At 29.6% G+C, this 26,024-nt stretch carries 25 protein-coding genes; 18 read left to right on the top strand and 7 right to left on the bottom strand.

Translation table 11 applies throughout. From position 1 onward, the window contains the following. The first annotated feature begins 5 nt into the window (after positions 1 to 5). The 10 genes from ETU08_RS01205 to eptA all read left to right on the top strand — a co-directional run bounded on the left by ETU08_RS01205 (position 6) and on the right by eptA (position 9,663). A complete protein-coding gene (locus ETU08_RS01205) occupies positions 6 to 1,397 on the top strand; it encodes an anthranilate synthase component I family protein (protein WP_146261188.1) in 1,392 nt (463 codons plus the stop codon). A 4-nt stretch (positions 1,398 to 1,401) separates the two neighbouring features. Then, positions 1,402 to 1,953: a cysteine hydrolase family protein gene (locus tag ETU08_RS01200; protein WP_146261187.1), complete on the top strand. Its 552-nt coding sequence runs from the start codon at positions 1,402 to 1,404 to the stop codon at positions 1,951 to 1,953. Beyond that, complete coding sequence (locus ETU08_RS01195; protein ID WP_146261186.1) at positions 1,954 to 2,523, top strand: anthranilate synthase component II; 570 nt, start codon at positions 1,954 to 1,956, stop codon at positions 2,521 to 2,523. A 35-nt stretch (positions 2,524 to 2,558) separates the two neighbouring features. Continuing rightward, positions 2,559 to 3,557: an anthranilate phosphoribosyltransferase gene (gene trpD, locus ETU08_RS01190; RefSeq protein ID WP_146261185.1), complete on the top strand. Its 999-nt coding sequence runs from the start codon at positions 2,559 to 2,561 to the stop codon at positions 3,555 to 3,557. A gap of 12 nt (positions 3,558 to 3,569) precedes the next feature. Further along, positions 3,570 to 4,352: an indole-3-glycerol phosphate synthase TrpC gene (gene trpC, locus ETU08_RS01185; RefSeq protein WP_146261184.1), complete on the top strand. Its 783-nt coding sequence runs from the start codon at positions 3,570 to 3,572 to the stop codon at positions 4,350 to 4,352. A 3-nt stretch (positions 4,353 to 4,355) separates the two neighbouring features. Continuing rightward, on the top strand, positions 4,356 to 4,991 hold the full coding sequence (locus tag ETU08_RS01180) for a phosphoribosylanthranilate isomerase (RefSeq protein ID WP_146261183.1): 636 nt from the start codon (positions 4,356 to 4,358) through the stop codon (positions 4,989 to 4,991). 12 nt (positions 4,992 to 5,003) lie between these two features. Continuing rightward, on the top strand, positions 5,004 to 5,777 hold the full coding sequence (trpA, locus tag ETU08_RS01175; RefSeq protein ID WP_146261182.1) for a tryptophan synthase subunit alpha: 774 nt from the start codon (positions 5,004 to 5,006) through the stop codon (positions 5,775 to 5,777). A 209-nt stretch (positions 5,778 to 5,986) separates the two neighbouring features. After that, positions 5,987 to 7,129, top strand: a complete 1,143-nt coding sequence (locus ETU08_RS01170) for an ArgE/DapE family deacylase (RefSeq protein ID WP_221410530.1) — start codon at positions 5,987 to 5,989, stop codon at positions 7,127 to 7,129. Positions 7,130 to 7,328: 199 nt separating this feature from the next. Then, a complete protein-coding gene (locus tag ETU08_RS01165) occupies positions 7,329 to 8,156 on the top strand; it encodes a phosphatase PAP2 family protein (protein WP_146261180.1) in 828 nt (275 codons plus the stop codon). After that, entirely contained in the window at positions 8,143 to 9,663 is a 1,521-nt protein-coding gene (eptA, locus tag ETU08_RS01160; RefSeq protein WP_146261179.1) for a phosphoethanolamine--lipid A transferase EptA, read from the top strand. Before ETU08_RS01165 ends, eptA begins: the two co-directional genes overlap by 14 nt. A 100-nt stretch (positions 9,664 to 9,763) precedes the next feature. On the opposite strand, the gene rnr is transcribed toward eptA, so the two are convergent. The 5 genes from rnr to ETU08_RS01135 form a co-directional block, all read right to left on the bottom strand. Further along, positions 9,764 to 11,914: a ribonuclease R gene (gene rnr / locus ETU08_RS01155; RefSeq protein ID WP_146261178.1), complete on the bottom strand. Its 2,151-nt coding sequence runs from the start codon at positions 11,912 to 11,914 to the stop codon at positions 9,764 to 9,766. Positions 11,915 to 12,021: 107 nt separating this feature from the next. Continuing rightward, positions 12,022 to 12,732 (bottom strand): LrgB family protein, encoded by a 711-nt coding sequence (locus tag ETU08_RS01150; RefSeq protein WP_185145253.1) that lies wholly within the window; start codon positions 12,730 to 12,732, stop codon positions 12,022 to 12,024. Then, on the bottom strand, positions 12,729 to 13,064 hold the full coding sequence (locus ETU08_RS01145) for a CidA/LrgA family protein (protein WP_146261176.1): 336 nt from the start codon (positions 13,062 to 13,064) through the stop codon (positions 12,729 to 12,731). The genes ETU08_RS01150 and ETU08_RS01145 overlap by 4 nt, the downstream gene beginning before the upstream one ends. A 57-nt stretch (positions 13,065 to 13,121) precedes the next feature. After that, positions 13,122 to 14,792 (bottom strand): DUF6909 family protein, encoded by a 1,671-nt coding sequence (locus ETU08_RS01140; protein ID WP_146261175.1) that lies wholly within the window; start codon positions 14,790 to 14,792, stop codon positions 13,122 to 13,124. A 181-nt stretch (positions 14,793 to 14,973) separates the two neighbouring features. After that, positions 14,974 to 15,669, bottom strand: coding sequence for a 3'-5' exonuclease (locus tag ETU08_RS01135; protein ID WP_146261174.1), 696 nt, complete (start codon positions 15,667 to 15,669; stop codon positions 14,974 to 14,976). 259 nt (positions 15,670 to 15,928) lie between these two features. Between ETU08_RS01135 and ETU08_RS01130 the strand changes: the two genes are divergently transcribed. The 8 genes from ETU08_RS01130 to ETU08_RS01095 all read left to right on the top strand — a co-directional run bounded on the left by ETU08_RS01130 (position 15,929) and on the right by ETU08_RS01095 (position 23,405). Next, positions 15,929 to 17,392: a glucosyltransferase domain-containing protein gene (locus tag ETU08_RS01130; RefSeq protein WP_146261173.1), complete on the top strand. Its 1,464-nt coding sequence runs from the start codon at positions 15,929 to 15,931 to the stop codon at positions 17,390 to 17,392. Positions 17,393 to 17,556: 164 nt separating this feature from the next. Further along, positions 17,557 to 17,796, top strand: coding sequence for an acyl carrier protein (locus ETU08_RS01125; RefSeq protein WP_055424989.1), 240 nt, complete (start codon positions 17,557 to 17,559; stop codon positions 17,794 to 17,796). 22 nt (positions 17,797 to 17,818) lie between these two features. Beyond that, on the top strand, positions 17,819 to 19,069 hold the full coding sequence (gene fabF, locus ETU08_RS01120) for a beta-ketoacyl-ACP synthase II (protein ID WP_146261172.1): 1,251 nt from the start codon (positions 17,819 to 17,821) through the stop codon (positions 19,067 to 19,069). 16 nt (positions 19,070 to 19,085) lie between these two features. Next, complete coding sequence (locus ETU08_RS01115) at positions 19,086 to 19,820, top strand: ribonuclease III domain-containing protein (RefSeq protein WP_146261171.1); 735 nt, start codon at positions 19,086 to 19,088, stop codon at positions 19,818 to 19,820. Positions 19,821 to 19,823: 3 nt separating this feature from the next. Beyond that, on the top strand, positions 19,824 to 20,300 hold the full coding sequence (locus tag ETU08_RS01110) for an IPExxxVDY family protein (RefSeq protein WP_146261170.1): 477 nt from the start codon (positions 19,824 to 19,826) through the stop codon (positions 20,298 to 20,300). Further along, positions 20,297 to 21,727, top strand: a complete 1,431-nt coding sequence (gene pyk, locus ETU08_RS01105; protein ID WP_146261169.1) for a pyruvate kinase — start codon at positions 20,297 to 20,299, stop codon at positions 21,725 to 21,727. Before ETU08_RS01110 ends, pyk begins: the two co-directional genes overlap by 4 nt. 118 nt (positions 21,728 to 21,845) lie before the next feature. Then, positions 21,846 to 22,424 (top strand): LPS export ABC transporter periplasmic protein LptC, encoded by a 579-nt coding sequence (gene lptC / locus ETU08_RS01100; protein WP_146261168.1) that lies wholly within the window; start codon positions 21,846 to 21,848, stop codon positions 22,422 to 22,424. Between the two features lie 96 nt (positions 22,425 to 22,520). After that, on the top strand, positions 22,521 to 23,405 hold the full coding sequence (locus ETU08_RS01095) for a hypothetical protein (protein ID WP_146261167.1): 885 nt from the start codon (positions 22,521 to 22,523) through the stop codon (positions 23,403 to 23,405). An 18-nt stretch (positions 23,406 to 23,423) separates the two neighbouring features. Here ETU08_RS01095 and ETU08_RS01090 read toward each other — a convergent pair whose 3' ends face one another. Beyond that, on the bottom strand, positions 23,424 to 24,083 hold the full coding sequence (locus ETU08_RS01090) for a uracil-DNA glycosylase (RefSeq protein WP_146261166.1): 660 nt from the start codon (positions 24,081 to 24,083) through the stop codon (positions 23,424 to 23,426). A 24-nt stretch (positions 24,084 to 24,107) separates the two neighbouring features. Then, positions 24,108 to 25,991 carry a RecQ family ATP-dependent DNA helicase gene (locus ETU08_RS01085; RefSeq protein WP_221410529.1) on the bottom strand — a complete coding sequence of 628 codons (1,884 nt, stop codon included), beginning with the start codon at positions 25,989 to 25,991 and terminating at the stop codon, positions 24,108 to 24,110. Positions 25,992 to 26,024 lie beyond the last annotated feature (33 nt).

Genomic DNA, 26,024 nt, shown 5'->3' with positions numbered 1-26,024 from the left:
AACGAATGAATATACGACTAATCACAAAAAAATTACTTGCAGATTTGCAAACCCCAGTCGGGTTATACTTAAAAATAAGAGACTTATTCCCGGAATCAGCATTATTGGAAAGTTCAGATTTTCATGGAGGTGAAGATAGTTCTTCATTTATAGCTTTAGAACCCCTAGCAAAATTTAAGGTGCAAGATCATGAAGTTATAACAGAAATTAATGGCGTTGAAAATAAACAAAAGTTAGAGATCTCATTGCCAATAGCTTTTGATAACTTTATGAAAAGTTTTAAGATAGAGGGAGATAATCCTACCAATGTTAATGGTTTTTTTGGGTATACTTCTTACGATAGTATTCGGTATTTTGAAACTGTACAACCTAAAAACCAAAAACTGAATAACGCAGATATACCTGAGTTTTATTATATATTCTATCGATTTATATTTGTTATCAATCATTTAAAAAATGAGCTAATAATTGTAGAAAATATTCCTGAAGGAGAAAACTCAAAAATGGAGCAATTAGAAGCGTTGTTGCAAAACAACAATTATGCTTCTTACAATTTTAAGCAAATTGGAGATGAAAATTCTTTTACCACCGGTGAGGAATATTTAGATGCCGTAAAAAAAGGGATTGCCCATTGTAAAAGAGGAGATGTTTTCCAGATTGTTTTGTCTCGTTGTTTTTCCCAAGCCTTTGCAGGGGATGACTTTAAAGTATATCGAGCTTTACGTTCAGTAAATCCTTCTCCTTATTTGTTTTATTTTGATTTTGGAGTCTTTCGCATATTTGGATCATCTCCAGAAACCCATTGCAAAATAACCCAAGGACATGCATATATAGATCCTATTGCAGGAACGTATAAAAGAACCGGTGAGGATGAAAAAGATAAGATTCTTTCCGAAAAGTTGCTTAAAGATGAAAAAGAAAATGCAGAGCATGTAATGCTGGTCGATTTAGCAAGGAATGATTTAAGTAGAAATTGTTCTCAAGTTCGGGTAGACTTTTATAAAAATGTACAATATTTTTCACATGTGATTCATTTAGTGTCTAGAGTAAGTGGTAAAGTAGAAGAAGGAAAAAATAATATAGCAGTTTTTGCAGATACTTTTCCGGCTGGAACTTTATCAGGAGCTCCTAAAGTAAGAGCAATGCAATTGATCTATGATATTGAAAAACATACAAGAGGAGCGTATGGAGGATGCATAGGATATATAGGTATAAACGGAGATTTAAACCAAGCCATAACTATTCGTTCCTTTATGAGTAGGAACAATACACTTTACTATCAAGCAGGAGCCGGCGTAGTCTCTAAATCCAATCCAGAGGAAGAGTTACAAGAAGTGAATAACAAACTAGGAGCTCTAAAAAGAGCTGTAAATTTAGCAGAAACCTTAAAAAATTAAATAAATGAAAGCACTAATTGTTATAGACGTACAAAAAGATTATTTTGAAAATGGGAATTTTCCTTTGGAAGGAGCATTGCAAGCGAGTGAACAAACCAAAAAGATTTTGGAAAATTTTAGATCTTTGCATTTGCCGGTAATTCATATACAACATATATCTCTTCAAGAAGAAGCCATCTTTTTTAAGCCATATACAGAAGGAGCTGAAATTCATCCAAATGTAAAGCCTATAGACGGAGAGATTGTTATTACCAAATACAGTCCTAATAGCTTTATCAAAACTAATTTACAAAAACATTTGCAAAAATATGAAGTAAATGAATTGGTGATATGTGGTATGATGACCCATATGTGCGTGGATGCTACTGTAAGAGCCGCTAAAGATTTTGGTTATCAATGTACTTTAATTGAAGATGCATGTGCCACCCGAGAATTAGAATTTTCAGGAAAAAAAGCAACTGCACAAGAAGTCCAAACCGCATTTTTATCTGCATTGTCCTATTATTATGCAGAGATAAAAACAACAGAAGAGTATTTACAAGCTAATAATAAATAGATGAAAATTTTATTATTTGATAATTATGATTCTTTTACCTATAACTTAGCTTATTTAGTTAAAGATTTAGGATACGCTGAACTTGATGTGATTAGAAATGATAAAATTTCAATTTCAGAAATTGAAAAGTATGATAAAATTATACTTTCACCTGGCCCAGGGATTCCCTCCGAATCAGGAATATTACTGCCTTTAATTAAAGAGTATGCGTCTACCAAACCAATTTTAGGTATATGTTTAGGAGAGCAAGCCATTGGAGAAGCCTTTGGAGCCCAATTAAAGAATTTGGAAGAAGTCTATCATGGGGTAGCTACCCAAGCAAAAATTATAGAAAAAGATTATATTTTTGAAGGATTAAATTCTTCATTTGAAATAGGGAGATATCATTCCTGGATTGTAAGTCAAGAAGATTTCCCGCATGAAAATATGATCATCACAGCTGTGGATGAAAACAACCAAATAATGGCTTTAAAACACCGTTTGTACGATGTGCATGGTTTACAGTTTCATCCGGAGTCTATACTTACACCCCATGGAAAAATTATGATCAAAAACTTTTTAGAAGGGTGAATTCCTAAGTTATAATTATGATTAGAAATCAAAGTATGAAAGATATTTTAAATCGGTTATTTGAACATCAGTATCTAAATAGAGAAGAGGCAAGCCGAATATTAACGCAAATGGCAGAAGGAATATATAATGAATCCCAAATTGCAGCCTTTATCAGTGTTTTTTTAATGAGGAACATCAGCATTGAAGAATTTTTAGGATTTAGAGATGCCTTATTAAATCTATGCAAAGATGTTTCACCCTTACAAAAATATAATACCATAGATATTGTAGGTACTGGAGGAGATAATAAAAACACCTTTAATATTTCTACCCTATCTAGTTTTGTGGTAGCCAGTGCCGGATATAAAGTAGCTAAACATGGAAATTATGGAGCTACATCTGTAAGCGGAGCGTCTAATGTTATGGAACAACACGGTGTAAAGTTTACTTCGGATTTGGATAGATTGGAAAGATCGTTAGAAGAAGCAAATATAGCCTATCTTCATGCCCCACTTTTTAATGATGCTTTAAAAGTGGTGGCACCCATAAGAAAATCTTTAGGCGTACGTACTTTTTTTAATATGTTAGGTCCGGTGGTAAACCCTATAAGACCTAAAAGAAATGTATTAGGAGTATTCAACCTTAAGATGGCGCGTTTGTACTACTATATTTACCAAAATATGGATTGTGATTATACTATAGTGCATAGTTTGGATGGGTACGACGAAATCTCTCTAACGGATAAATTTAAAACGATAAGCAAATTAGGAGAATATCTCTATTCTCCTGAGGATTTAGGTTTTGATTTCTATAAACCTATGGATTTAGACGGTGGACAAACCGCTGAGGAAGCCTCTCGTATTTTTGATAATGTCCTAAATAATACGGCAACACTTGCACAAAAAAACGTAGTTATAGCCAATTCAGCATTTGCAATTCAAACGGTTAAACCCAATCTTAGATTGGAAGATTGTTTAGCTCAAGCAAAGGAAGCTTTAGAGAGTGGAAAAACTAAAAAAACATTTCAGAAATTTTTGGAATTGAATAATTAATATAACGCAAATATGTCTACCATACTAGATAAAATTATAGCCAATAAGAAAATAGAAATATCCAAACACAAAGAAGAAATATCCTTGCAGGAACTGGAAAATAAAGTAAAAGAAGTAACCCAAAAATTTTCTTTTAAAGAATCTTTACAAAAATCATCTACCGGAATTATATCCGAATTTAAGAGAAGATCCCCCTCTAAAGATTGGATATTTAAAGAGGCAAAAATTGAAGAAGTAATTCCCTATTATTCTAAAGGAGGAGCAAGTGCAATTTCTGTATTGACGGATTTTGATTTTTTTGGAGGAAATTTAAACGACTTAAAAGAGGCATCTTTATTGACGAATACACCCCTTCTTCGCAAAGATTTTATGGTAGATGAGTATCAAATTTATCAGGCAAAACTTTATGGAGCTAGTGCTATTTTATTAATTGCAGCAGCTTTAACCATAGAAGAAACCAAAAATTTAGCAAAAAAAGCGAAAGAATTAGGGTTGGATGTATTACTGGAAATACATAATGAACAGGAATTGGATCATATAAATGAATATGTGGATGTAGTAGGAGTGAACAATCGCAATTTAAAAACCTTTGTTACCGATGTGCAAGTATCCTTTCAGTTAGTAGAAAAAATACCAAATGAGTTTGTGAAAATTTCAGAAAGTGGAATTTCTTCCTCACAAACTGTAAAAGAATTACAACAGGTAGGATATCAAGGTTTTTTAATGGGAGAAAACTTTATGAAAACTTCCAACCCGGGAGAAGCCTTAGAACAGTTTATAAAAGAATTACGATAGAAGATGAAAATTAAAGTATGCGGGATGAAGCATCCTGAAAACATACAACAATTAATACAGTTACCTATTGATTTTATGGGGTTGATATTTTATTCCAAATCTCCCAGATATGTTGTAGAATTAAATCCAAAACATCTATCTAATCTACCATCCAATATAAAAAAAGTAGGTGTTTTTGTAAATGCAGAATTACAAGAGGTAGAGAATAGAGTAAAAGAATATTTCTTAGATTATGTACAACTACACGGAAAAGAAACCGTAGAATATATAAAAGAACTTAGAATTAAAATTCCAAACCTAAGAATTATTAAAGCCTTTAGTATTGCAGAAATTGAAGATATAGAAAAAACAGAAGAATACGAAGAGGTTTGCGATTATTTACTTTTTGATACGAAAACGCCACAACATGGAGGTTCCGGAAAAAAATTTGACTGGACTATATTAAATAACTATAAGGGAGAAACACCTTTTTTTCTTAGTGGAGGAATTTCATTAGAGGATACAGAAGAAATACAAAAAATTCAACATAAAAAATTATATGCTTTAGATTTAAATAGCAAGTTTGAATTAAAGCCAGGTTTAAAAGACATAAAACAGCTAGATAAATTTTTAAACAAAATAAAAAGGTATAATCAGTAGTATACTAAGAATATGAACAGAATCAATCAACTTTTTAAAAATAAACCTAAAAACATACTATCCATTTATTTTACAGCAGGTTATCCTAATCTGGATAGTACGGTGGAGATAATAAAAAAATTAGAATCCAATGGAATTGATTTAATAGAAATAGGAATTCCTTTTTCTGATCCTATGGCAGACGGACCTACTATACAAGCCAGTGGAACCCAAGCTTTAAAGAATGGAATGACACTGAAAATCCTATTTGAGCAATTGGAAAATATAAGAAAAGAAGCCAATTTACCCTTAATTATGATGGGCTATTTAAACCCGATTATGCAATACGGTTTCGGAAATTTCTGTAAAAAATGTAAAGAAATAGGGTTGGATGGAGCAATTATTCCCGATTTGCCTTTTGATGATTATATTAAAGAATACAAGCCCATTGCAGATCAATACGATATAAAAATAATAATGCTAATTACTCCGGAAACTTCAGAAGAACGAATTCGCCTTATAGATGAACATACGGATGGATTTATCTACATGGTTTCTTCCGCTTCCACTACCGGAGCACAGAAAAGTTTTGATGAAAAAAAACAAGAATATTTTCAGAAAATTAATGCAATGAATTTGAAAAATCCAAGATTAATAGGCTTTGGAATTTCTAACAAGGAAACCTTAGATGCTGCACAAAAAAACTCTAACGGAGCTATTATTGGAAGTAAATTTATCTCGTTGTTAGAAGATACTAATTCTATAGATAAAGCCATACAAAAATTAATTAATGGTTTAAAAGAATAAATATCATTTAAGGTTTTTACATAGATATAAATAAAAATTTAGTAAGAACTTATAAAGTTTTTAAAATCGATTTAAATTTTTTTAGTCTAATTTAGTTAATGATTGTAGGTTAATAAATTATGTCAAATGCATAATAAATGCTCAGATTTAACTATATTTATTTTTTAATTTGGTATAAATTATGTTGTAAAACATGAAAAATAAAAATCATGGAAAAGGAAAAAATAGATTGGCTTAAAGATATCCTGAAAATTGATTCAACTTTAGACAATGAAAAAGAAGTTGCTGATTATATAGAAAAGCTCTTTAAAGAAGAGGGGATTGAAACTGAGCAAATTGAATATTCTGAAGGTAGAAATCAGTTGATTGCAACTCTTAAAGGAAAAAAATCTGACAAAATACTTGGCTTTACAGGACATATGGATGTTGTTCCTGTAGGAGAGCAGGAATGGGAACATAAACCTTTTGATGCTGATGAGAAAGACGGAAAAATTTATGCCTGTGGTGCAAGTGATATGAAAGGGGGATTAATGGCTGCGGTAGTTGCCATGATTGAATTGAAGAGAAATAATGTAGAATTGAATGGAGATATACAATTGCTAGCAACTGTTGGGGAAGAAACTTCTGCCATAGGCGCTGGCCAATTAGTGGAAAAAGGATATGCCAAAGATTTAGATGCATTAATAATTGGTGAACCTACAAGAAATTATGTAGTTATAGCGCATAAAGGAGCGATTTGGTTACGTTTAAAAACAAAAGGAAAAACCGCACATGGTTCAGCGCCATCAGAGGGAATTAATGCGGTTGAGCATATGTTAAATTTTATTGAAGCATTTAATAAGAAATTTAACTTTTCTCAATACAAAGATGATATGGTCGGACCTTCAACATCAACGATCAATGTTTTTAAAGGAGGAAATGCTACCAATGTAATCCCCGATCAATGCATCGTTGAAATAGATATTCGTACGATTGAATCCCAAGATCATCAAGAATTTTTAAAAGAACTGGAACAGCTTAATAAAGAAATGTCTGAAAAAATTAAAAACTTTTGTTTAGAAATTGAAGTAATTAATGATTTAGATCCAGTTAAAACCGATGAAAATACCGAGATTGTTAAATTAGTAACTTCCATAGTGTCCAAAAAGAAAGGAGAAGAAGTTAAACCCTTAGGTGTAAGTGGTTATACAGATGGTTCTCAGTTTGTGAAAGCTCAAAAGAATTTACCAATTATAGTATTAGGACCGGGTGAACCTATAATGGCACATCAGCCGGATGAATACATCGAAATAGAAAATTATTTAGAAGGTATTGAAATTTATAAAGAAATAGCTAAAGAATTTTTAAAGTAAGAAAAATAAAACATCGATTTTTTAATCGATGTTTTTTATACCTCAAATTCCATTAATCATAAAAGAAAATTTATTTAGTCAATTTATTCAAAATCATTAAATATCAATAAAAAATCTTAATTTTAACCACAAATCTATCCAAGTGTTTATCTATGAAAGATAGATATAAATATTAATGTGTAAAAAAGATTTGAATTTGATGAATCTTACCATAATCAAAAATTTTTCTTCTCTAAATTCTAAAATATTATTTATACCCATTGTTTTGTTATTGGGAATGACGGTTTTCTTTATAAGTGAAAATCTATTAATTGATAATTATTATAGCTTCATACAAAAAGATTATTTTCAATGGATCAATAAAGAATTATCCAATTATCCAAATCTCATATATAATTTAACACAGTTTGGAGACGTATTAATTATTCTATCCTTTTTAGCAGTTTTTATAGTTTACGCTCCCGAATTATGGAAAGGGCTAATACCGTCAATACTTATTTCTGGAATACTAACACCATTGTTTAAAAATTGTTTTAAAGTTCCGAGACCTGCAGCTATTTACGATCTTAGTGATTTTACAATAATTGGGAAAACATTAAAAGGTTATAATAGTTTTCCCTCCGGGCATTCCACTACTATATTTACGGTATTGACTGTAATTATGATTGCTTTTATGCCTCAAAGAACAATAAATAAAATTGTTTGGTGTGTGGGTGTACTATTAATGGCTTATATATTAGCATTTACTAGAGTGGGTGTGGGTGCTCATTATCCATTAGATGTAATTTCAGGAAGTATATTAGGTTTTATCTGTGGAATACTAGGCATTCTTTCTTATCAAAAGTATAAATTTTGGCATTGGATAAATAATAAAAAATACTACCCAATCTTTATATCATTATTTCTAATTTCAATTATTATCTTAGGTGTAAAAATTTATCATACACAATTATTAATTTTTTATATTTCTATAGTTAGTCTACTCATCTCACTTTATACAATCATAAATGCATATGTTAAAAAATAGTCTTAAAATATCAAATTTTGCCTTATTAGTTAGTCTATTAAATTTTTTACTCTACCATTTACCATTTTTTAAATTTGTTTTTAAAAATATAGACTATAAAAGCTTATCAGGTATTATTCTTATTGCGAGTTTAGTAGTCGTTATGCTAGTGGCTAATTATTTTGTTTTCTATTTGCTAACCTTTTTATCAAGGTATATAGGAAAAACTTTAATTATATTGACTTTTATTATCAATTCTATTGCCGTTTATTTTATACTCACATACGGAGTGATCATAGATGAAAGTATGATAGGCAATATTTTTAATACCAATTACGAAGAATCCAGTAGCTTTTTTTCCATAAAATTGTTGTTGTTTATTCTTATATTAGGAATACTACCTAGTATATATATAGCTAGAATTAAGATTCTAAAAGCAACCACAAAAAAGTTTTTAGTTAGATCATCTCTTTCTCTATTATTTCTCATAATTTTATCTTTTGCCAATGCAAGTAACTGGTTATGGATAGATAAAAATTCAAAAACATTAGGAGGGCTTGCTATGCCATGGTCTTATTCCGTTAATATACCGCTTTACTTTATACATAAGAACCAAGAGAATCAGAAAGAGATATTATTGCCAGAGGCTAAAATAAAAGATAATGAAAAATCTATTTTTGTTTTAGTGATTGGTGAATCAGCGAGAAGAGAAAATTTTTCTTTGTATGGATATACAAAAAATACCAATCCATTACTATCTAAAATTGAAAATATACATCCTTTTAAAGCAAATTCCTGTGGAACATATACAACTGCTGGAGTAAAGTGTATTTTAGAACATATAAATTCTAATAAATTATATGAAATTTTACCTAACTACTTATATAGAAATAATGTTGAGGTAATTTGGAGATCAACCAACTGGGGGCAACCGCCTTTACATATCAAGAATTATTTAGATAAGGATGCTTTAAGGACTACCTGCGAAGGTGAAAACTGCCAATACGATGAAATCTTGCTTAATGGATTAAAAGAACAAATTTTAGCAAGCGATAAGAATAAAATACTAGTAGTTTTGCATACCAGTACAAGCCATGGACCTACGTATAGTAAAAAATATCCTTCTAAATTTGAAGTTTTCAAACCGGTTTGTAACAGTGTGGAACTAGGTAAATGTTCACAAGAAGAACTAATCAATGCGTATGACAATACCATCGTATATACGGATTATCTTTTAGCATCTGTTATCAATGATTTGAAAGATTTAAAGGATTATCATAGTACCCTTTTGTTTGTTTCAGATCATGGAGAATCATTAGGAGAAAAAAACTTATATATGCATGGAGTTCCAATGAGTATAGCCCCTAAAGAGCAATACGAAATCCCTTTTATCGTATGGACATCAGACAATTATAGACAACTCAAACCCAATGATATGCTTTCTCAAAACCATGTGTTCCATAGTGTTTTAAACTTTTTAAATATTGAAAGCCCGATTTATAATGAGCAGATGAATATTTTTAAATAATATAGCTCTTTGCTATAGCTTATGGTTTAAAATTAATAATCATTCGTACTAACTTTCCTTTAAAAAAACTTTAAAGGAAAGTTAGTATTAAAGAATAAAATTATTCCTGAACCAATTCAAAATCCAGTTGTTTTCTTTCTAAATTGGCTTTAATTACTTTTACAAGGATGGTATCTCCTAAACGATACTGATTTCCAGTTCTTTGTCCAGTGATTGAATAAGTTTTTTCATCGTAACGATAGTCATCATCACGAATATCACGTAGACGAATCAGCCCTTCTGCACCAAATTCACGGATTTCTACATAAATTCCAAAATCAGTAGTTCCTGAAATAACCCCTTCAAAACATTCACCCACATGTTGTTCCATGAATTTTACTTGCATGTATTTAATGCTATCCCTTTCAGCATCGGCTGCGAGTTTTTCCATCTCGCTGGAATGTTTGGCCATACCTTCAATTTCTTCTTTTTTAGCAGAGGGTTTTTTATCTAGAAAATCTTGTAGCAATCGATGAGCAATTATATCAGGATATCTTCGTATAGGAGAAGTAAAGTGCGAATAATAATCAAAAGCCAAACCATAATGTCCCACATTATCCGTAGAATATTTAGCTTTAGACATTGTTCGTACAGCTAAGGTTTCAATCATATTTGCTTCCCCTTTTCCTTTTACTTCCATGAGTAATTGATTAATGGATAAATAGGTTTGCTTTTTCTCAGTAATATTGATGTCGTAGCCTAAAGTATTCACAAATTGCTTAAAGGTAAGTAGCTTAGTAGGATCAGGATCGTCATGAATTCTATAAATGAATGTGCGATCTGTAGGTTTGCCCTTTCTTAGGCTAACAAATTCAGATACCTTTTTATTTGCCAAGAGCATAAACTCCTCTATAAGGTGATTACTATCCTTAGAAACTTTAAAAAATACACCTGTAGGGTTTTTATCTTCATCTAAATTGAATTTCACCTCTACTTTATCAAAAGAAATAGCGCCAGCTTTAAGTCTTTTTTCTCTTAAAGTTTTAGCAAGTTTATTTAATACAAGTAATTCTTCCTTAAAATCTCCTTCTTTCCCTTCAATAATTTGTTGGGCTTCTTCATAAGAAAATCTCCGATCTGAATGGGTAGCAGTTCTTCCAAACCATTGATGTTTAATATCTGCATTTTCATCCAACTCAAACACTGCGGAAAAAGTATATTTATCTTCATGGGGTCTAAGCGAACATACATTGTTACTTAAAATCTCAGGCAACATGGGCACAACTCGATCAACCAAATAAACAGAAGTAGCCCTTGAATATGCCTCTTGGTCTAAGGGACTTCCGGGTTTCACATAATGTGATACATCTGCAATATGAATACCTATTTCCCAGTTCCCATTGTCAAGTTTTTGTATGGATAAAGCATCGTCAAAATCCTTAGCGTCCGCAGGATCTATGGTAAAAGTAGTAATTTTACGCATGTCTCTGCGTTTAGCAATTTCAACTTCCGATATGCTTAGATCTAATTTTTTAGCTTCTTCTTCTATTTCCTCTGGAAAGTCATAAGGCAATCCGTAGTCTGCGAGAATAGCATGCATCTCTGTTTCATTTTCACCCGGTTCACCTAAAACATCAATAATTTTTCCAGAAGGACTTTCAGATTTTTCATCCCAGCTAAGTAACTCAACCAATACAATTTGTCCATTTTCGGCATGATTTAATTGATCTTTTGAAACAAAAATGTCAGTGTGAATTGCATTTTTGTTTACAATCACAAAGCCAAAATTTTTACCTTTTGTATATTCAAGTTTACCTACAAACTGATTTTTATAGCGTTCTACAACTTCTATAACCTGGGCTTCAGATTTCTTATTTTTAAATTGGTGAACGATGACTTTAACAAGATCGTTTTGTAAGGCCTTTCCTGTTTTTCCTTTCGGAATAAACAAATCTTTCTCTAAACCCTCAACAATTAAATATGCATTGCCACTACTATTAAAATCAATCTTACCTTCAAGTGTGTCTTCCTTAAAATTTATTTGATATTTGCCCAATTTTATCTCCAGCAATTGTTTTTCAGAGGTAAGTTGTTGTAGGGCTTGTATTACTAATTCTCTTTGTCTAGGATTTTTTTTATCTAAAGAAGATGCAACTTGCTTATAATTATATTGTTTGTTAGGATTTTTAGTAAAGAGTGTAAGTATTTCTTTTTTTAAATCCCTTAGCTTTTCCTGATGCTTGGCAGGGATTCTTTTCTTTTTATTCGTCATAATATCTCAATCAATAAAAAAACATATAAAAGTTTTTTTATCTTTCAAAGATAAAGATACTATTTTAAATTTTAAAAATAGATTTTTGCTAATGAAAACGGTAGGATTTACAAAAAATTTAAAAGATGTAAGAGTGGAGGAATTATTAAAGGAGCAAAAATAGCAGTAAAAATACCGTTTAAAGCAATTCCTATAGCTCCATAGGCTCCAAATTCTTGTCCTTTTTTTACAACTTCAGCGGTTCCTATGGCATGGGCGGCAGTACCCATTGCAATTCCAATAGCTTTTTGATCTTTTATGCCTAAAAATTGTAGAAAACTCCATCCAAATAAAGCCCCAGTAAAACCGGTAATAAAAACAATAGCAATGGTTAACGAAGGTATTCCTCCTAAGCTTTTGGATATTTCCATGGCTATAGGAGTGGTAACAGATTTTGGGCTAAGGGAGTAAGCAATTACATCGGAAGCACCTAACAGCTTTGAAATTATTACCACAGAAACGATTCCTAAAATACTACCTGCCAACATAGCTAATAATACTCTTAAGTAGCTGCCTTTTAAATGTTTAATATATAAGTATAAGGGTAAACCTAAAGCTACCACAGATGGACCCAGCCAAAAGCTAATTAAGTATGTATTTTTATTATAATTTTCAAAAGAAGTTTCAGAAATTTTAAGATAGATGATTAAGGATAATATAGAAATGATGCCCGGATGTAAAATTTTGTACTTAAATTGATTATACAAAAGATTTGATAAACCAAAAACTATAAGGGTTATTAAAATATGAAACAGTGGGGTATTTAGCAATTCATTCATTTTTTCTTGTTTATTATTAGGGCAACTACGGATAAAACTATAAAAGTGCTGATAAAAATAGAGACTATAATCGTTAACCATTCTTTAGAAATTAGATCCCATTGGGCTGCTAAGCCTACGCCTAATGGAATAAATAAAATGAGCATATTGTTAATGAAAAAGGTTGAGACTTCTTTTATACTTTCTACTTTAATTATCTTTAGTTGTAAAGAGATTAACAAAAGCAACATACCTACTATACTTCCTGGAATTTTTAATTTTAAGATGAAAACTATAAATTCTCCAATAAAAAAGAAGAATAGAATAATTCCTAGCTGCGATAATAATTTCATTATTAGAAAAATTTATTTTATTTTTAAAACATTTACGATTAGCCAGTGATTCAATTCTTATTGGTTTTTGTCTGAGAATATCTGTTCTAATATTTTTTGGGTAATTAAATAAGTAGGTTTAACTCCAGTTAGTCCCAATCCTCCGGAGGCTAGAGTGCTCCCGGTTTCTAAAGGATTGTCAGAAGCATAATAAGCATAACGCAGCTTAACGTTTTTATTGATGTGATTCCTTATTTTAGAAGCTACTTGAATGGCTTTTTGGTAATGAGCTCCTTCCATTTCCAGACCTATTGCTTTCCAAGATGTATCCATAAAATAGGTGAGTACGTCTTTGTTTTGTAAAGATGTACCTAGAACGGTTATCATTGCACCTTTGTAAGTTTGAACGTTGTATCCGTCAAAATCCGATATAGATAATTCATTATGAAGGGGATAATTATCAGCAGTTCCTTCAAAAATATGAGCATTTGGAATCATTATATCTCCTTTATTTCCTACTAAAATTCCTGCTTTTCCTAATATAGATATCGATTCTACATTAAGATTCTTTTTTTCATTATTAATTTCTAAAGGTCGTAATAGCTCATCCATAATTTCAAAAGCTTGTTCACCGAACGCATAATCAAAAACGATGAGTAGATCATCGGAATTTATATTTTTAAGATTTTTAAAAGGAGAGTTATCTAAATTAATTTTTGATAAATCAAAGATTTGAACATCAATATTAGAACCACTATCGTCATGTATATATATCATACCATGCTCTTTGGCATGTTCGTTTACTTTAGAAACTAAATTAAAGTTTTTGCTTAATTCTTCATAAAGTTTCAATTCATTCGAAAGATCATATTTTTTGTTTAAAGCCTCATGTGCATAAAGCATATTGCATACACTATGCATATTTGAACTTATAATATGTATTTTTTTATTTATAAAATTATTGCTAATTAACGTTTTTTTTAGGTTTAATGCCCATCTTTCACCAAAAAGGTGATGGCCTACACGTTCCTTTAAAATTGAACTAAAAAATATTTCTCTTTTACGCGTGTTGTTAAAATCATTTTTACTAACATTTCCCAAATGATAGATAACTTTTATAAAACGATCAGGATCATTATTTTCACTAAAACTATTGTAAGTTTGAACGATTTCATTAAAGCTTCTTCCTAGTATTGTTGATAAATGTGCTAATACAATTTCTCTTTCAATTCTTTCAAGTGGTTCTTGGTTTAAAGCAATTTTTTCAATGGATTTCCATATTCTTCCTGCTTTGCCTTTAAAGTCATGTGTTTTTTTTCGGATTTTATCAGCTTCGTTATATAAAAAAGTTAAATGTGTTAAAATGTCGTATATTTCAGAACGACCTAATAAAACTTCAATGTTCATTTGATGATCATCAATTCTATAACAAGTTCTCCTTCTTTTTTTAGGATAAATAGGTTCGAAAGTAGATTTATCTAAGCCTTCGTTGGAAGAAAGATATATATATGAACATTCTTCAATTCCTTTGGGCAAACGATCTAATACATAAATCAATCCATTAAGCTCAACTTTTTCAGGTTCTGCAAGGGTACCATAGATTTCTGGATTTAATTTTAATAAATAATTTCTAAGTTCAATTCCAGAAGTTCCAGAGGGTTTAAATCCGCCTCTATTAAAAAGATGGCGCATAGTTATGTATAGTCTTTCAATTATATCGGTTGATTCTCTTGCTTTAGAAATTGTCATTTTTAGGTATTTTAACAAAGTTAATAAATATGAATTATGCATTGAGTTAATTTTTGGTTGAGTAACTTTAAATACATAAAATTTTAATTAACAGATGTTTTTCAAAAAGTGTTAAACAAAATTTATCTATAGATAAATGTATTTTAGAAAAAAACATCAAAAATAAAATTGTATTTTCAGTTTATTCTCTATTTAAAGGTGTTTCATACCTCATTTTTCTAAAAATATTAATTAATGTTACAACATCGTTTTCGCAATAATTTTTTATTTTATCAATATTTTTTTCTTTATAAAATACATTTGAAACTTCACTACCATCCATTTCATTTTTAGGGGAGGGTAAATTGAATATATGTGCTAGTAAATCTAACGAAGTATAATGTTTATAATCTCCAAATTTCCATAATTCCATCGTGTCTAAATGGGGGATTTCCCAAGGCTTTTTTCCTTGAATTTTCAGAATGTTCGGAAGCTTAATTTGATGAATTAACATTCTTCTTGCAATAAAAGGAAAGTCAAATTCTTTCCCATTATGGGCGCATAATAATAAAGTTGATTTAAAATATTTAGCCTTTAGCATTTCATTAAAGCTATTAAGGATATTTTTTTCGTTTGAACCGTAAAAGCTTTTAATTTTTATTTTATTATCATCCGTTATTAATCCACAACTTAAACAAATGATTTTTCCAAATTCAGAAAGTATACCGGCACGATCATAATAATATTCTTCAGCAGAGATTTCTTCCTTTCTTTGAAATTGAGTTTTTACTTCCCATAGCTTTTTAGTTCTGTCAGACAATTCATTCCAATTTTCATGCTCTGGAACCGTTTCTAAATCAATGAACAATATATTTTTTAAAGGTAAAGTAGATATCATGGATTAAGAATATTTTTTATTTCAAAAATATAGAATTATTAAATCAAGGATAAAAAATTGTTAAAAGTCATATTTTTTTAAAAATAATCTGATATTAATAGTTAAAATTCTAAAAAAAATGAATACAAGGTTAAGGTATTGTTAATCAGATCTTTTTTAATTGTACAAATGACATTTTTTGTAAATGAATTAAAAAAATCATGGATTAATTAAAAATAATGATAAATTTTTTAATTTTAGGGGCAAATTTAATGTTTATATGGTATTTTTTTATAAAAACAGAAATTCGTTTTTCATATTATTAGGTTTAAGTATATTTTATGTCTTTCCTCTAATATTAGCAAATGTATATTTTATTGATGATATGTCTAGAGTCAATAAATTTCAATACTGGTCTTACATAGGGAGACCTTTTGCAGATGTTTTGTATACAATTATATCTTTGGGAGCGCCGGTTGACTTGTTTCCATTAACGACAATCTTGTCATGCATTTTTATAACAATAGCATTGATGATTCTTATAAAAAGGATGAATATGAAATTTAATATAATTTCATATTTAATTGTACTCCCAGTTTTGTGTAGCCCTTTATTCTTAGAGAATTTATCCTATAGATTTGATAGTGTTTTTATGGCATTTTCAATTCTTTTAGCAATTCTTTCTTCCGAAATTAAAGGAAAGAAATACATAGTTATTAAAATTCTAATGGTTTTTGTAGCCTTAGGAATGTATCAAGCCTCTATAAATATATATTTTTCAGTATGTTTTCTATTTTATATTTCAGATTATAAAAACTCACACCCGAATTCAGCTAAAAATTTATTACAATCCATTTTAATAGCCATAATTGCCTATATTTTATATTATGTATTGGTAATAAAATTATACTTAAACGGCGGTGAGAATTTTTATATTAAAGGGATGAAAGAAAATATTCCATTTAATTTGGATGGATTAATCCTATTTTTCAAAAATATTATAACAATTTTAGCTAATTTTTATTTTCACTTTAGTTTTTTATATTTAATAGTTTTAATAGTTCTATTCCTAATCTCGTATATATTTATATTTAAAAACATAAGATTAAATAAGAACAAGTTAAATAAGATCATTTTTATATTATCTCCTTTAGCGATTGCACTTTGTGTTCCAGGTATTTTGCTATTCATGAAAAATATAGCTTACATGCCAAGAATGTTAATAGCAACATCTATTTTCATAGTTTTCTTATTTTACTATATTAACGCATTTTTGAAAGGATATTGGAAATTTCTTTTAGTACTTCCATATTTATATTTTTTTTCACTATCATATTCCTATGGAGCTTCATTGTCCATAATGAAAACCTACAATGAATATCTATTCACACAGATAAGTTATGATTTAAATAACTTAAATATTAAAGATGATGATAATGTATATTTGCTTAACGGAGCTCCCATGCCAAGTCAAGTTATTCAGTTCACGGAAAAAAATAAATTTATGGAAGCACCTTTTATTCTTAATTCTTTTGGGAATGATGCAGGAGCAAACATTATGACGGCAGGTTTATTTGAATTTCATAATTTAAACATAAATATTCCATCCATTTTCGAGGGGCAGAAATATATAGATAAAGTTAAAGATAACCCTACCATTAAGAAAAATTTGTACAATATATATAAAGAAAATAATGATTATGTTATATGGTTTAATAAAAAGGAGTTAAAGACCAATCAATAAAACATCTACTTTATGCCTTATATTAACTTTTCAATATTCTATTAAAAAGTTTAATTGATAATATTTAAATAAATTGATAATTCAAAAAGCTGAAAAAATATTATTTTAGAAAAAAAAATTTTATATTTGCCAACTGAACTATAATAAATAAAATTTTAAAGGTTATGTCTGACATTACATCAAGAGTAAAAGCTATCATTGTTGATAAATTAGGAGTAGATGAAAGCGAGGTTACTCCAGAAGCAAGTTTTACAAATGACTTAGGGGCTGATTCATTAGACACAGTGGAGTTAATTATGGAATTTGAAAAGGAATTTGATATTCAAATCCCTGATGATCAAGCAGAAAAAATATCTACTGTAGGACAAGCAATTTCTTACATCGAAGAAGTAAACAAACAATAATTTCACACAAAGACATCAAAATATGGCTTTAAAGCGAGTAGTAGTGACTGGACTTGGTGCTATAACCCCATTAGGTAACACTTTTCAAGAATATTGGGAGGCTTTACTTAATGGTGTTAGTGGAGCAGGTCCAATTACTCTATTTGATGCAACAAATTTTAAGACAAGGTTTGCCTGCGAAGTAAAAAATTATAATCCTGAAGATTATTTCGGGAAAAAGGACATTCGCAAGTATGATCGATGTGCACAATTAGGAATAATTTCTTCAAGAGAAGCTATTGAAGATAGTAGACTTTTAGAATATTCTGACTTGGATAAAGCTAAAGTTGGGGTGATTTGGGGTTCAGGAATAGGAGGGTTATTTACTTTTCAACATGAAGTTAGTGAATTTGCGTTAGGAAATGGTATGCCTAGATTTAATCCTTTTTTTATTCCTAAAATGATTGCTGATATGACACCTGGACTTATTTCTATGGAATATAGGTTTATGGGGCCTAATTATGCTACAGTGTCAGCATGTGCTTCTTCGTCTAATGCAATTATTGATTCTTTAATGCTTATTCGTTTAGGAAAGGCAGATGTAATTGTAACTGGCGGATCAGAGGCTGCAATTTGTGAAAGTGGTATTGGTGGCTTCAATGCATTGCATGCAATGTCTACAAGAAATGAGGATCCTTCTACAGCGTCTAGGCCGTTTGATAAAGATAGAGATGGTTTTGTTTTAGGGGAAGGAGCAGGGACTTTAGTTCTTGAAGAGTACGAACATGCGATAAGAAGAGGCGCAACTATATACGCTGAACTTGTTGCTGGTGGTTTAAGTGCCGATGCGTACCATATGACAGCACCACATCCAGAAGGACTAGGAGCTTATAATGTAATGAAAAATGCTTTAGATGATGCAAATATTTCTATTACAGATATAGATCATATAAATCTTCATGGCACATCAACTCCTTTAGGCGATTTAGCTGAAATAAAGGCGATAAAAAAATTATTTGGAGAGCATTCATATAATATTCAAATAAATTCTACAAAATCTATGACAGGTCATCTTTTAGGTGGGGCTGGGGCTATTGAAGCATTAGCTTGTGTAGGAGCAATTCGTAACGATATCGTCCCTCCAACAATTAATCATTTTACAGATGATGAGGAAATAGATGAAAAACTGGATTTGACTTTTAATAAGGCAAAGAAAAAAAATATTACCTATGCGTTAAGTAATACTTTCGGATTTGGAGGTCACAATGCATGTGTGATATTTAAAAAGATTTAAAATATTTTTTTAAATAATGAATTTTTGGAAGAAAAATATTTTCCATTCCATAATATCTAAAAAGAAAAACTTTTCAATCCAAGAAAAAACATTTCAAAAGCAAATCGAAGTTTTAATTGGTTATAAACCAATTAGTATAGAAATTTTTCATGAATGTTTTACGCATACTTCATTAAATAGTGATGATAAAAATTTTGAAAGACTTGAATTTTTAGGTGATTCAATCATTTCAACGGTAGTTTCTGATTTTTTATTCCATAAAGCTCCCAATAAAGATGAGGGTTATTTAACCCAAATGAGATCTAAAATGGTTAATAGGAGTGCATTAAACCTGCTAGGGAAAAAATTAAATTTATCAACATATTTAAGCAAAAGAAAAAACACAAATTTAGGTAAAAATATTGAAGGAAATTTATACGAATCTTTAGTTGGAGCCATTTATGTAGATAAAGGATTTATTTTCTCAAAAAAATTTATCGAAAGGACATTAATTAATAATGATGATCTTATAAATTTAGAAAACAAGATAACCAGCTATAAAAGTTATATACTTGAGTGGGCTCAAAAAAATAAATTTAACATTACTTTTGAAACCTCTCAAGAGGATAATGCAGAAAATATTTTAATTTTTGATTCTGTCATTAAGCTTAATGATCAAATCATTTCTAAAGGTAGGGCTAGTTCAAAAAAAAGTGCAGAAGAAATAGCCTCAAAAAGAGCATACTATAAATTAAGTAATAAAATCAAATAAATTATGAAATTGTATTCCCTTACATGGGAGGATGATGATCCAATATTTGATTTTAAATTACTAGGTATAAAGACAAATGTAAGTAAAGACTACAGGTTTGTTTTTTTACTTAATGAATTTTTTTCATTTAGTTTTAAGAGAATTAGAGATCACAAAATCTATAAAGATGAACATGAATACAGTTTTTCAGCCTATAAATTTTATGATATTAAAACTAAACAAAACATTGAATTAATAAGTAATGCATCTTATCCGTTATTTAAAGAAGAAAAAAATGAATTGTTTGACCATTCAGAAATTATTGAAATATTAGTGCCGGAATATAAATTTTTTAACTACTTCTTAAAATATGATTTCTTATTGAGTGAAGAGTTTTATGTAACTTTGAAGAAATTTAATTTTATAAGTAATTATGAAGTAGTTGATTTAAATAGAATAAAAAAAAATAATCTTGAAAATTTGATATTAATAGAAGAATGAATTTATATAATAAAAAAACAAAAATAGTAGCAACTATAGGACCAGCATCAGAAGACAAAGAAACATTAATAAATATGTTTAAGTCTGGTGTAAATGTGATTAGAGTTAATTTTTCACATGCAGAAGAATCTATAGCAGAGAAATGGGTAACGTTAGTAAGAGAAATCAATGAAGAGCATGGATTTAGTGTGGCTCTATTGGCAGATTTACAAGGCCCCAAGCTTAGATTAGGAATAGTTAAGCCTGGAGTTGTTGTAAATCAAGGAGACATTATCACATTTACCAATGAGAAAATAGAAGGAGACGCTCAACAAGTCTATATGAGCTATAATGAATTCGCTAAGGACGTAAAGGTCGGTGAGCGAATATTATTAGATGATGGTAAATTGATATTTGAAGTAATTGAAACCAATTTAATAGATAAAGTTAAAGCAAGAGTAATTCAAGGTGGACCATTATTATCTAAAAAAGGAGTTAACTTACCAAATACAAAAATATCTTTACCAGCCTTAACAGAAAAAGATATAAAAGATGCTGAAATTGCAATAAAATTAGATTTTGACTGGATCGCACTTTCTTTTGTTAGGCATGAAGTTGATGTAAATGATCTAAAAAAATTAATACAAAAGCATTGCAATCATAAAATTCCAATTATTGCTAAGATTGAAAAGCCAGAAGCTGTAAAAAATATTGAAGAGATAGTAAGTGCAGTAGATGGTATTATGGTCGCAAGAGGTGATTTAGGAATTGAAATTCCAATGGAACAAGTCCCATTAATTCAAAAAAATCTAGTTAAAAGATGTAAAATTGCATGCAAACCTGTAATTATAGCAACTCAGATGATGGAGAGTATGATTGACGGATTGACCCCTACCAGGGCTGAGGTAAATGACGTTGCAAATTCAGTATTAGATGGAGCAGATGCAGTAATGTTAAGTGGAGAAACATCTGTAGGAAAACATCCGGTAGAAGTAATACAAAACATGTCAAAAATTATTAACAGCGTTGAAGAAGATGAATGTATAAGAATTCCACAACATAAACCAGTTCAAGGTTCTGAAAGATATATTACGGATACAATTTGTTATAATGCTGCAGATATGGTTGGTCAAGTGAATGCTAAAGCAATAATTACGTTGACCCAATCAGGATATACAGCTTTTCAAATTTCTTCCCATAGACCTTTAGCTGATATCATCGTTTTTACAAGTAATAAAAGAATCATTACTATGTTGAATCTTTTATGGGGTGTGCAAGCATTCTTGTATGAAGGATTAAAAAGTACCGATGAAACAGTTGTAGAAGTAAATAGAATGGTCAAAGAAAGGGGTATAATCAAATCTAAAGATTATGTAATTAATTTAAATGCTATGCCTTCTTTTGGAAATGGATTAACCAATACCTTAAGGTTAACACAAATCTCATAAAATTTTTCAGTATATAATAAAAAAGGTTATTCAATTCTTGAATAACCTTTTTTAATTGTATATTTATAAATAAAATGAATTTGAAATAAGTCAAAAGATTTTGTAATTAAAAAACATTATGTTTAAAATTAGTAGAAAATTATCATTTATAATTTTAATTATTTACCTACTATTTTATTTTAACTCTTGCACAGACGATGAATCTAAAAAATTAGAAAAAAAGAATTTAGAATTTCCATCAAGGCAGATATTAAACGCAAATTTAACATTGCATGATTCAGTATATATAAAAGTTAAACTTAAATCTCCTTTGATTGAAGAATATGAATTTACAAAAACACCCTTCACCTTATTTCCCAAAGGTTTAAAAGTAGAGTTTATTGAAAGAGATAAAGATGAACCCATATATTTAATGGCTAACTATGCTAAAATTATTGAATCTGAAGGGTGGTATGAAGCTAAGAATAATGTAGTGGTAATAAATTCGGACAAAGATACTTTAAAAACAAATCACCTATTTTGGGATAAGAAGTTGAGGAAAATATATTCAGACGATACAGTTAAAATATATAGAGCGGATGGAGTGACAACAAATATATCTTCAAACGGAATCGAAGCAACTGAAGATTTTAAAAATTTTAAACTTAAAAATAATAAAGGAACTTTACCGTATAATAATGAAGTAGATAAAGAATAAAGATAAATTACAATTTTTTATATTTATATTTGTTCATTTAAATATAAAAAATTGTAATTTAGTAAAATTAAATATAAGTAATTGATATTGGTGGTTATGAAAAAAATTTATACTCTTCCTATTATATTATTGTCTATAACTTCTTATGCACAACTTGAGGAAGTACAAGAAGAAACTAGTTCCCAGCAAGGATATATTCTTAAGCAAGAAGGTAGTGTTATAGATGTTGAAAAGAAGGAAGCAATAATGACTCAGCAACAAATTTTGTTAGCAGAGAATAGTGGTAAGAAAGCAGAAAACCCAGCCAATCCAACAATTTTTAGAACTACAGATGCAAACGGTAATGAGCTTTGGGTATTAAGTAATGGTGTAGTAGTTAGAAATGTTACTCAAGAATCCAACTATTCAAAAGAACCCATGTCAGTTTTACGTTCTAAAGAAGGCGTAAAGGTTAAAAACGTACCTATATCTAAACCTTCAGAAGTTTATGAAGAAAATATAACTACTACAACGAAAAATATTGAATTAGAAGAAGTAGTCATCCCAAAATTAGAATCACAGCAGGAAAATATTGTAACACAGGATAATATTTCAAACAAACAAGAATCCTACGTAACTGAAGAGGCTGCAGTACCTAACAAACAAGAGAAAAAAGAAAGTTTTACGGATAACAAAGATATAAAATTAGAAAAGTCTACAAATTCAGATATCTCTTCCCAAACAAATATTACTAAGCCCGTAGATCAAACCAATGCTAGTGAACTTAAAAGCACAATAAATTTATCAGAGACCACTGCCGTTAGTCAACCTGGCGATATCATAATAACAGCAGAAGATTTAAAAGACCAAGATATAAGCGAGTTATTTAGTCCAGATGTAAATTCGATGTCTCCGAAAGATAGAAAGCAATATGAAAAAAATCAGAAAAAGATTAAGAAACAATTAGAGAAAGATTTAAAAAAAGAAAGTTCATATAAATAATTAAGACACATCCCTGATTCACCACTGAATTGGGGATAAATTTTTAGATGCTAAATATTTATTTGCGTTACTGAATGGTTTAGATCCAAAAAATCCTCTGTATGCAGATAAAGGAGAAGGGTGAACAGATTTAATTATGCAATGTTGATCTGTGTTTATTAAACTAGTTTTCTGTTGTGCATAACTCCCCCATAAAATAAATACAACGTTATTTTTTAATTCAGATATTTTCTCAATGACTTTATCCGTGAAAATTTCCCAACCTTTTTTTTGATGAGAACCTGCTATATGTGCCCTAACAGTTAAAGTAGCATTTAACATAAAAACACCTTGGTTTGCCCAATAAGATAAATCTCCAGATTTTAAAACGGTACCCATGTCATCTTTCAGTTCAGTTATAATATTTTTTAAAGAAGGAGGATAAACCGTGCCCTCAGGTACAGAGAAACATAATCCCATAGCTTGATTAAAGTTATGATAAGGATCTTGTCCCAGAATAACCACTTTAACATCATTGAAAGGGGTTAATTCAAAAGCTTTGAAAATATCTTTGCCCTTAGGAAAACAAACATGGTTTTTATATTCACTTTTAACAAATTCAATTAAACTTTTGAAGTATGGTTTTTCAAATTCTTGATCTAATACTTTTTTCCAAGATTTTTCAATTTTAATATCCATAAATAAAACTAGGCGATTAATGATTTAGTTATTTACACAATAAGTATTGTAATTTAATACTTTTATTTTATTTTCACCTATAAGTTCTTGTAAGAGATCATGAATTTCATCAGAAGTATGACAATAGAATTCATCATAAATATCCTGTCTAGTCCTAGGGCTAACTTTTATAAATTGAAATAAATTTTCAGAATTTGTTAGAGAATTATAAGTTTGTTTAGATAAACAAATATCACATTTACCGCAAGATTCTTTTTCTTTTTCTCCAAAATAACCTAGAATTAATCGCATACGGCAAAACTTTTTATTCTGAATAAAAAATTCTAATTCTTTATATTTTAATAATTTATTATTCTGTATTTGATTAAATTTTTTCCAGAATTCATTTAAAAGATCAGAATCATTTCTAGCAGTAAGAAATTGTATTTTTTGCTTATTTCCATCTACATAAAAAATATCACCACTTTGACTATATTTAGTTAAAAATTTACGCAATTCTTCCAAAGAAATTCTTAAAACGTTTGCAAGTTTAGATTCATTGAATTTAATTTGGTAAGAAAAAACACCGGTAATTTTTCTAGAAATTTCGTCAAAAATCCAAGTATCCTTACCAAATGATTGATAATCAAGTCTTTCAATTGGGAATTTTAATTGTATAATACTATCCCCAGGTTCGTATCTCCAGTTAATAATTGAGCTATTATTAAGAAACTCTAAAATAGGTATGATTCTCGTGGAAGGAATTTTAGTATATTTTTGGAAATAGTTAAGATCAAAGTCAAATATATGTTCAGGAGTTTCTGAAGGGGCTATTCCATATAATGTATATAAGTATTTAATAATCTTATTATAATCATTGTAAGAGCAAATGGTTTGTAATAAAAAAGAAGATAAATTAGAAAATTCATAATCGTTCCATAATAAGAAGGCATGAGATAGATTTCCGTCCCTACCCGCTCTACCTACTTCTTGGTAGTAATTTTCTAATGAATAAGGAGGTGAAAAATGAATGATACATCTTACATTTTCTTTGTCAATACCCATACCAAAAGCATTGGTGGATATAAGAACTAAAGAATCACTTTCAGTCCAATTTTTTTGTTTCTTAATTTTTTCACTAGGAGACAGACCCGCATGAAAAAAATCAACCAAATACCCTTTACCTCTTAAAATAGAGCATAAGTTTTTAGTTTCACTCCTTGTTCTACAATATATGATGCCTGATCCCCTGTACTTGTTAAGAATCCTAACTATTTGAGAAATTTTATCCTCAGCTTTTACAACTTGAAGAGATAAATTTTCTCTTTTGTATGATTTTTTAAAAACTTCAACATCTTTTAGTTTAAGTTTGATAATTATTTCAGAAAGAACTTTCTCTGTGGCTGTGGCAGTTAGAGCAATACAAGGAATGTGGGATCCTATAAATTCTCTAAATGAATGAATTTGCTGATACGATGGGCGAAAATCGTTTCCCCACTCTGAAATACAATGAGCTTCATCAATCGCAATAAAAGAAACCTTAATATCAGAGATAATTTCTAAAAACTGTTTATTCAAAAGTCTTTCAGGGGAAATATACAGTAATTTTAATTCATTATTTTTAAGTTTATTGTATATGATATGATGTTGATCAGCTGTTTGCTCGGAAGAAATAAAATCTGAAGGAATATAACGCCTTTTAAGTTGAAAAACTTGATCTTTAATAAGAGCTAATAGAGGTGAAATGATAATACATACCCCCTCTTTAAGTAAAGCGGGAACTTGATAGCAAATGGATTTTCCTGCACCCGTTGGAAGTAAAGCAACAGTATCATTATTATTTAAAATTGAAAGAATAATTTCTTTTTGGGGATATCTAAAATCTTTGTATCCCCAATAATACTCCAATACCTGATTAGGAAGAGACATATCCATGATAATACAAAGATAACTAAAATGAAT

This window comes from Apibacter muscae, assembly GCF_007845635.1.
Classification (GTDB): domain Bacteria; phylum Bacteroidota; class Bacteroidia; order Flavobacteriales; family Weeksellaceae; genus Apibacter; species Apibacter muscae.
The sequence above is the reverse complement of the archived record's forward strand: the minus strand, read 5'-3'. Positions and strand labels throughout refer to the sequence as shown.

Bases quoted from the DNA above. Each gene is read 5' to 3' on its own strand.
- ETU08_RS01180 (WP_146261183.1), top strand. From the start codon at position 4,356: ATGAAAATTAAAGTATGCGGGATGAAGCATCCTGAAAACATACAACAA.
- trpC (WP_146261184.1), top strand. From the start codon at position 3,570: ATGTCTACCATACTAGATAAAATTATAGCCAATAAGAAAATAGAAATA.
- trpD (WP_146261185.1), top strand. From the start codon at position 2,559: ATGAAAGATATTTTAAATCGGTTATTTGAACATCAGTATCTAAATAGA.
- rnr (WP_146261178.1), bottom strand. From the start codon at position 11,914: ATGACGAATAAAAAGAAAAGAATCCCTGCCAAGCATCAGGAAAAGCTA.
- ETU08_RS01170 (WP_221410530.1), top strand. From the start codon at position 5,987: ATGGAAAAGGAAAAAATAGATTGGCTTAAAGATATCCTGAAAATTGAT.
- pyk (WP_146261169.1), top strand. From the start codon at position 20,297: ATGAATTTATATAATAAAAAAACAAAAATAGTAGCAACTATAGGACCA.
- ETU08_RS01115 (WP_146261171.1), top strand. From the start codon at position 19,086: ATGAATTTTTGGAAGAAAAATATTTTCCATTCCATAATATCTAAAAAG.
- ETU08_RS01130 (WP_146261173.1), top strand. From the start codon at position 15,929: ATGGTATTTTTTTATAAAAACAGAAATTCGTTTTTCATATTATTAGGT.
- ETU08_RS01125 (WP_055424989.1), top strand. From the start codon at position 17,557: ATGTCTGACATTACATCAAGAGTAAAAGCTATCATTGTTGATAAATTA.
- ETU08_RS01090 (WP_146261166.1), bottom strand. From the start codon at position 24,083: ATGGATATTAAAATTGAAAAATCTTGGAAAAAAGTATTAGATCAAGAA.
- ETU08_RS01195 (WP_146261186.1), top strand. From the start codon at position 1,954: ATGAAAATTTTATTATTTGATAATTATGATTCTTTTACCTATAACTTA.
- lptC (WP_146261168.1), top strand. From the start codon at position 21,846: ATGTTTAAAATTAGTAGAAAATTATCATTTATAATTTTAATTATTTAC.
- ETU08_RS01135 (WP_146261174.1), bottom strand. From the start codon at position 15,669: ATGATATCTACTTTACCTTTAAAAAATATATTGTTCATTGATTTAGAA.
- ETU08_RS01200 (WP_146261187.1), top strand. From the start codon at position 1,402: ATGAAAGCACTAATTGTTATAGACGTACAAAAAGATTATTTTGAAAAT.
- fabF (WP_146261172.1), top strand. From the start codon at position 17,819: ATGGCTTTAAAGCGAGTAGTAGTGACTGGACTTGGTGCTATAACCCCA.
- ETU08_RS01145 (WP_146261176.1), bottom strand. From the start codon at position 13,064: ATGAAATTATTATCGCAGCTAGGAATTATTCTATTCTTCTTTTTTATT.
- ETU08_RS01140 (WP_146261175.1), bottom strand. From the start codon at position 14,792: ATGACAATTTCTAAAGCAAGAGAATCAACCGATATAATTGAAAGACTA.
- trpA (WP_146261182.1), top strand. From the start codon at position 5,004: ATGAACAGAATCAATCAACTTTTTAAAAATAAACCTAAAAACATACTA.
- ETU08_RS01165 (WP_146261180.1), top strand. From the start codon at position 7,329: ATGAATCTTACCATAATCAAAAATTTTTCTTCTCTAAATTCTAAAATA.
- ETU08_RS01085 (WP_221410529.1), bottom strand. From the start codon at position 25,991: ATGTCTCTTCCTAATCAGGTATTGGAGTATTATTGGGGATACAAAGAT.
- ETU08_RS01110 (WP_146261170.1), top strand. From the start codon at position 19,824: ATGAAATTGTATTCCCTTACATGGGAGGATGATGATCCAATATTTGAT.
- ETU08_RS01150 (WP_185145253.1), bottom strand. From the start codon at position 12,732: ATGAATGAATTGCTAAATACCCCACTGTTTCATATTTTAATAACCCTT.
- ETU08_RS01095 (WP_146261167.1), top strand. From the start codon at position 22,521: ATGAAAAAAATTTATACTCTTCCTATTATATTATTGTCTATAACTTCT.
- eptA (WP_146261179.1), top strand. From the start codon at position 8,143: ATGTTAAAAAATAGTCTTAAAATATCAAATTTTGCCTTATTAGTTAGT.
- ETU08_RS01205 (WP_146261188.1), top strand. From the start codon at position 6: ATGAATATACGACTAATCACAAAAAAATTACTTGCAGATTTGCAAACC.